At 59.0% G+C, this 2,606-nt stretch carries 2 protein-coding genes; both read right to left on the reverse strand.

Annotation, left to right across the window (positions count from 1 at the left end; all coding sequences use genetic code 11):
- A partial coding sequence (locus LG661_RS24440; protein WP_230534599.1) for a glycosyltransferase family 2 protein occupies positions 1-858 on the reverse strand: 858 nt, incomplete at its 3' end.
- 1,524 nt (positions 859-2,382) lie between these two features.
- Positions 2,383-2,606, reverse strand: a 224-nt coding sequence (locus tag LG661_RS24445; protein WP_230534600.1) for a hypothetical protein, incomplete at its 5' end; no start/stop codon positions are given.

Genomic DNA, 2,606 nt, shown 5'->3' on the forward strand with positions numbered 1-2,606 from the left:
CCCGATAGTCGAGATATCATGCACCAGGTGAATAATCGTGCGAAGGCGAAACGGCATGACCAAATTGATCGCCGTGCACAGTTCTTTCCGCTGGTGCTCGCTCAGGGTGGTGTCGTCGCGGGCCACGGTGAGTAGGTTGCGGTGCAGAGCCTTGAGATAGGTGTCATCGAGCCCGTACCGGTCCTTGAGGATCCGATAGTTTCTGATCCGGTCGGCGATCTCCGGCAGCAGGATGTTACGAGACTGCATGGACTTGCGGGACGAGGTGATCAGGTAGAAGGGATCTGTATCCTGGAAGAGAACCCGATCAAAGCCGGCCAGGAGGATTCGCATATTGAGGCGAACATCCTCACTCCGCCCCTTGATCTCATCCTGCAAATTGCCCAAGAGGGCATCGCGATTGTAGATCTTGCCACCAATTCCGGACAGGAGCCGCGTGATCGTGTTTGGCGAGACTGGGCGCTCGGGATCGATCTGCTCCGGGAAGTATCGTTGTCTTCCGTTTACGAACGGCGTGACGATGATATCGAAACCCGGCACTAACCGTCTTGCCGCAGCAGCCAGCGCTTTCGGATCAATCAGGTCATCGCCATCGACAAAGGTCACGTAGGGGCCTTTTGCGCGGTCAGCAATGAACTGGCGTCCGACCGAGGGAGAGCCGAAGTTGGCGTCTGCCAGATGAGCCTCAAAGTTGCGTTGCCGGGAGAGGGGATGCAGGGCGATCGACGAGGCGGTGCCGTCAGTGCTGGCGTCATCGTACAAGATGATCTGGACATGCTCCTCGTCCAGATGCGAGAGGCGATCAAGCAGGCCCTGGATATTATATTGTTCGTTGTGCGTGGTCACGCCGACAGTCACGATAGGATGCATGAGTTGGCTTTCGGGCTCTTGTCAAAAATGATGCACTGTCGCAAGACCTGCAGGGTTCTCGCCCGTCAAGGGTAAAGTGTCCATGCCCTCCCTCGGGGCAAGCCGTCAATGGTCCGTCCTGACGCTCCATTCGCTGGCGTTAGGTGCATTGAGGGACTGGCTACCTGAGCGAAAACAGTGACTAGCTTGTGCAGCAGAATCAAACCCCGGTTCGAGCCGCACGGTTTCGGGCGCTCCGAACCCCCAAGAAAGACAATTGAGAAATTCCCGCTGTTCACTTGCAGAGCGAAGCCGTGCCCTCCGATGTTTCGACCACGGGTACGCCCTATATCATTGAACCACCCTACGATTGGCGGCGGCCGCCTCGGCCCTATTCCTCTCGTTAGCGATGTTCAGCCCCCTTCTGCCCAAGCCATAATTGGCGGGACAGGGTCTTAGGAGGCAGTGTCCACGAGCGCATGGTCTGGCGGGCCAATCGATCCTCGGCATCATCCCTGGTGGCACATGGAACGATCAAGCCAGCAGTAAAGTTGATGAACGAGCTTTCATTCACATGTCCGGGTCCTCGGGATCCGGCTCTAGGAGCTGTTTGTGCCGACTGTTCTTGCCATTGGAGCCAAGCAGTCGAGTTCTAGGGGATCGAGAGCGGGCTCGATCACCTCTATCCCGTCAAGACTGTCACTGATGAGAAGGGCTAGGTCGTCTCGGAGAAGGTGATCCGGGGCACTGCCGGGGGAAGATGGTGATCTCGAGACGCTGGCCGATGCCGATCTGGCCTCGTCCCTCGGCCGGAGGGGCGCGGAAACCCCTGAGGAACGGCATCGCACCTTGCTTGACCTTGGCACAAGAGACGCCGATGTCGCTTGGCAGATCATTGTCCAGCATGCCGCCAACATCGACAGGGCCGACCTGCGTTACCGTGTCGACATCTTCCGCGAATTCCCGGGGGATGACCTGAATAGCAACTCCGGTGTGCCCTCGGTGCTGAGCTCAGTTGGCCTTGACTGGGCCCAGGGTCTCCCAGTCGGAAGCAGTCGGTCGGAAGCGCCCCTTTACGGTCAGCTTCGGGACATGGAGGTCAACGACGTCTTTCGTGGAACGGCAGACAGTGGCCGGATCGTGAGCGGCGTGGGCAACAATCGCGCCTTCGGGGATGAGCAGAACGACAGCCTGACCCGGCGGAGCGCCAATGACCGCCTGTACGGAAATCTCGGCGATAACTATTTCTACGGCGGGTGCGATGACATCGGCAGATTTTATGATCACGTAGTCCGCGGGCCCCCGTGCCAGGCGGGAACCGACTGGCCCTGGTTGGCACAGTCGAGAAGCAACGCGACGCACAGGTCTCGGGATCACGAAGGAACCGTCCGGGCACGTGGGCCCCGGGACTGGGGATCAGGGCGGACGGCGGATGGCTACATGTTTGACGACGTCTTGCGCTGTCCCGTAAACCCGATCAGCTGCTTGATAGGCCCAATATACGCCGAAGCTATCGTCTCTTGGCTGTGTCGTTCAAGCCTGGTCCTGCATCACGGTGGGTGACAGCTGGCTGGGCTGTTGGGTTGCCCTGGCGAGCTTACCCCTGATCCACCGAAGGGGTTTTGTCACACGCCAGGAAAGGGAGGCTTCCAGATCCCTGATACGCTTCCGCGCCAGATGGAGCTGGGCGCTAGCCCTGACGTTTGTCTCGGCGGCTTTGATTTTTGGGAAGACTCTGATCTGGTTTGTGCCTGGGA

The sequence above is a fragment of the Microvirga roseola genome (assembly GCF_020866965.1).
GTDB classification, from domain to species: Bacteria; Pseudomonadota; Alphaproteobacteria; order Rhizobiales; family Beijerinckiaceae; genus Microvirga; species Microvirga roseola.